This is a genomic window from Bradyrhizobium acaciae (assembly GCF_020889785.1).
Taxonomy (GTDB): Bacteria; Pseudomonadota; Alphaproteobacteria; order Rhizobiales; family Xanthobacteraceae; genus Bradyrhizobium; species Bradyrhizobium acaciae.
Genome location: NZ_JACMYK010000266.1, coordinates 1 through 3744 on the forward strand (window position 1 = coordinate 1; position 3744 = coordinate 3744).

The following is a 3744-nucleotide window of genomic DNA, read 5'->3' on the forward strand; positions in this document are numbered from 1 at the left end:
CCACCCAGCGCTCGCACACCACCTCGTCGGAGAGGTCGTAGGTGTGCTTGAGGATGGCAAGTCCTGCCATCAGCCGCGTCGGCGGCGGTCGGCCCGGCTTGTCCTCATAGACCGCGCCGAACCGTTCCTTGAGGGACGACCAGTCGATCGTCCGCGAAAGCTTCACCAAGGCATGGTCCATGTCGATGGATCGCATCCAGCCGCGAGCGCAGAAGGTCAGCCTATCCGCTATCCCATCGTTCCTTCGGTCGCATCGTCCTCTCCGATCCAGCCAACCGAACCACGGCTCGCGATTCGAAGGAATCCTTAAAACAATATTGCAAGCTTTTGAGGCCTCCCACGCCAATAGCTTGCAATCTCAAACCTCACTCCGCTCCAAAGAATGACTCTCGCTCAAACGCTTGGGAGCTTCTTCACGGACGACTAGATCGCCTCTGCGTCCGCGGAAGCAGAACAAATGGCCATCCAGCGGATCGCGGCGCAGCACCCCTTGGACCTGCAGTGACGATGAGGCGGAGCCTTTGCGCATGTCGGCGTGGTCCGTCGCCAGCCAAACCCGAACTCCCATAGGAACCGGAATCATCGCGGATCCAGAGCCTCGATGATCCGGCGAAGTGCCTCAACATCGACGCCCGCATCGACAATGACACGCCGCCCGCCGGCCAGCTCGAAATCTGACGCTCAGTCAAATGGGCTGTCGCGCTCTCCGATGAAGCCGCCACCGGCGCCAGGCTCACTTTCAGCCACATCGGCCCTGACAAAGCCAGCCTCGGACTTACTGCGGTTCTCTCTCAAGACTCTTCGCCAGGTCACCAGTAGAGAACGCGACAAGCCGTGTCGCCGGGCTGTCGCCGCAACGAGGCGCGGCTCGGATAGGCTCTCCAAAACAATCAGCGCCTTCTTCAGGCCAACGCCGCCGCCGGCCCCTATCAACCACTTCCAGTCGTTTCAACGTACTGATCGTATGGCTGTCCATACGTGTACAGTTCTCAACCATCAGTCCAGCCCGTCGCAAGGCGTCTGTCCTCGGACGCTTACGCCCTTGCAACCACGTCAGGCGCCCAGCATCACCCGCAGAAGTAGTGGGACATTCAGCCCTCACGCTCCGATATAGTTTGCGAGATTGCGTTCGAGCTCATGAAGGCTCCCTACTCGCCGGTCGATCGTCGACGACTATCTAATTTAGTGTCGGGAACTCGACACGTTGGTGATTTATCCTCCTTGATGACAGGTTTGTGTAGTTTTATAGTCATAAAATGGACATCAGGCACTTCCGTTATTTCGTGGCGGTTGCGGAAGCTCTCAGCTTCGCGAGGGCGGCTCGCTCCTTGAATATGAGCCAGCCGCCGCTTTCGAAGCGGATAGCTGATTTGGAAAGCGAGCTAGGGCTAAAACTCTTTGATCGCACAAGCAAGAAAGTTACTTTGACGAGGACTGGAGAGGCCTTCCTACCGCAGGCCCGTAATGCCGTACAGGCATTTGACGCTGCTTTGCGGGCAGTGCGATCACTCGCGCCCAGCCAATCACGCCAACTTCGGATAGCATTTCCTCCGGAGACTTCTAGGAGCATGTTGCTGGCGGTCGTAAGTCGCCTTCAGCAGGAGCGGGTCGAAGTACATGTAATTGAGGCATCAACATCGGAGCAACAGCGTCTCTTGGCAGCGGGAGAAATAGACGTCGGTGTTCTTCGGCATCCATTCGAAGAACGTGGGCTTCGGATCTCGGCCCCGCTTGGGCAACCTCTTGGTGTCGTCGTCGACGTTGAGCATCCCCTAGCCAACGTGGATAGACTGAGTCTTCGCAATTTGAGCCCCTACCCAATGGTACACTTTCAGCGCCAGTTGGCGCCCGGGTTATATGACGAACTCCTGAATCTTTGCCGCGCTGGAGGTTACGTGCCCTCACGTATTCTGCAAACTAGCAGGATGACGAAGGCATTCCTCAGGACAGAGTCAGCAGTGGCACTCGCGGCCGAGCGGCTTGCCAAGCGCCGGGGGGAGGCCGGATCAAAGGAATTCATCTGGAAGCCCCTGAAGGGCTCCCCGATCCACTGGTGGACATCGGTCGTCTGCAGGGCGGATGAGTATGTCGGACTGAACCGTGCCGCTGTCGATGTCCTGTTTGCTTCCCTGCAGCAATACGAAAAATGGACTCCTTTGCCTCGCCCCATCATCGGTCAGCAGGGGAAGGGCGGCACAAAGCACAGAATCCACGGAGAAGCGCAGGAGGCTCGCAAACACGCTCTGACCGAGGCCTGACGATCGCAGCACGGTCTGCGTCTTGGTCCGTCGGTTGCTCGATCGCATTCGTCGTACGTGCGCTCTTCCGGTGGCTTGGCGGCGGTCTCGGGAATGTGAAGGGTCGGTCGCTGGCTTCCTGCAGGCTGTCGACCACTGTACGATCGCCCTACGAAAGCCTCGCGCTGGCCTTCGCCATACCCCGGGAACTCCAATGTGTGGCGTCCTCTTGAAGGCTTTCAAGCGTCTTGACGATGACGGCTTCGACGCGGGCGTCGTCAATCGTGCGTGGCGCCCCCGGAGCGCGGCTCGCGCCGCTCCACGAAACGCCGACGCCACACCCTCGATGTAGCCGAGCCCCATAGGGAGCATGGGCTGGGTTCGTTCGAGGGCCTGAATAGAACCAAACAGCGATGGAGTTTGCAGTGGCGTTCCGGCAACTCGGTGCCCTGATACTGGGCGATGATGAGCGTGCCAAACTACAGTCGCTGACGATGCGTCGGAAGACGATCTTCCGTGCAGGTCAGCACGATCTGCGCTCTTAGAGTCAGTCAACGAAGTGGCGGCCAAGCTGTGCCTAGGCCGGCAGACCGTGGGCAAGTGGCGGCCGCGTTTTGTAGAGCGGCGCGTGGCCGGGCTGCACGACGAGCCGCGTTCCGGGATCGCGCACGATTGACGATGCCCGCATCGGAGCCGTGATTGCGTGTTTCGACAATTGTCGGACCCGGATTTCGGCAATTCGTGGACAGCGATTTCAGTAACCCGGGACAGGGATTCCGCTAAGTCTCGGACAGTTCTGGAGGTTGGTTTTCGGGAGTGCCGTTCGGGCAATGTTCTCTCTCAGGCTGAGTCGGAGAGAGGAGGGGCAATGCCGAGACGGAAGTAGGCGAAACGGACACTTTGAAGGACCTTCGATCGATCCTGAGGCGGACATATCTGTCGGTCCGGGCTATCTCGTCGTGCGTGAAGAATCCGTACTTCAGCTCGGGGCGAGGTGAAGTCGGAGAATGAGCTGGACGAGAATTTCTCGCGACAAGAGCTCCAGCCAGCGGATGAGGCGACGGAAGTTGTAGCCGGCGGCGGCGAGAACGGCATTGGCGGCATCGCCCTGGCGGTACCAGAGATAGTTCCGGCCCATCCGATGTTCGGATTTGAGATGGCCGATGACCGGCTCGATGGCCGAGCGGCGGCGCACCTCGCATTTGATCTTTGGCGTCACCCGTCGCTTCTGCCCTGAGATGAACACCCTGAACTTGTAGTCGGGTGATGTCGCGGATGACACGGCCGAGATAGGTTCGATCAAGGCTCGGTTGGCGCGCTTACCGCGCATCGGTCGGGAACATCACATTCTTGGGCTGCACCGTGGTGTCGAGGATGACGCGGTTGAGGTCGGACTGCTTGATCGCCTCGGTCTTGGTGGCGACCGAGAGGCTCTCCTGCAGCAATGCTTGCAGCGTTCTCCTCGCCCATGCGCCGGCGGGTCAGCGAGAACGATCGAACACCAGGT

4 protein-coding genes and 3 pseudogenes are annotated in these 3744 nt (G+C 59.5%); 1 reads left to right on the plus strand and 6 read right to left on the minus strand.

All coding sequences use genetic code 11. The annotated features are described in order from the left end of the window. The 3 genes and pseudogenes from H8A92_RS39895 to H8A92_RS39900 form a co-directional block, all read right to left on the minus strand. Positions 1–212, minus strand: a pseudogene (locus H8A92_RS39895) (transposase); the annotation flags it as partial. 146 nt (positions 213–358) lie between these two features. Further along, entirely contained in the window at positions 359–583 is a 225-nt protein-coding gene (gene tnpB / locus H8A92_RS41285; protein WP_420831440.1) for an IS66 family insertion sequence element accessory protein TnpB, read from the minus strand. Positions 584–681: 98 nt separating this feature from the next. Continuing rightward, complete coding sequence (locus H8A92_RS39900; protein ID WP_338026707.1) at positions 682–933, minus strand: transposase; 252 nt, start codon at positions 931–933, stop codon at positions 682–684. Positions 934–1256: 323 nt separating this feature from the next. Here H8A92_RS39900 and H8A92_RS39905 point away from each other — a divergent pair, with 323 nt between their 5' ends. Further along, positions 1257–2258, plus strand: a complete 1002-nt coding sequence (locus H8A92_RS39905) for a LysR family transcriptional regulator (RefSeq protein WP_420831441.1) — start codon at positions 1257–1259, stop codon at positions 2256–2258. Here the strand turns inward: H8A92_RS39905 and H8A92_RS41290 are convergent. From H8A92_RS41290 to H8A92_RS40900, 3 genes and pseudogenes are all read right to left on the minus strand, one after another. Beyond that, positions 2256–2400 (minus strand): annotated as a pseudogene (locus H8A92_RS41290) (IS256 family transposase); the annotation flags it as partial. The gene H8A92_RS39905 and the pseudogene H8A92_RS41290 sit on opposite strands and share 3 nt — an antisense overlap. Before the next feature lie 816 nt (positions 2401–3216). Further along, positions 3217–3495 (minus strand): annotated as a pseudogene (locus H8A92_RS39920) (IS5/IS1182 family transposase); the annotation flags it as partial. Positions 3496–3556: 61 nt separating this feature from the next. Further along, a complete protein-coding gene (locus H8A92_RS40900; protein ID WP_274613596.1) occupies positions 3557–3682 on the minus strand; it encodes a hypothetical protein in 126 nt (41 codons plus the stop codon). Positions 3683–3744 lie beyond the last annotated feature (62 nt).

What these genes read in the sequence shown, in the direction of transcription:
- tnpB (WP_420831440.1), bottom strand. Translation starts at nt 583, where the DNA reads ATGATTCCGGTTCCTATGGGAGTTCGGGTTTGGCTGGCGACGGACCAC.
- H8A92_RS39905 (WP_420831441.1), top strand. Translation starts at nt 1,257, where the DNA reads ATGGACATCAGGCACTTCCGTTATTTCGTGGCGGTTGCGGAAGCTCTC.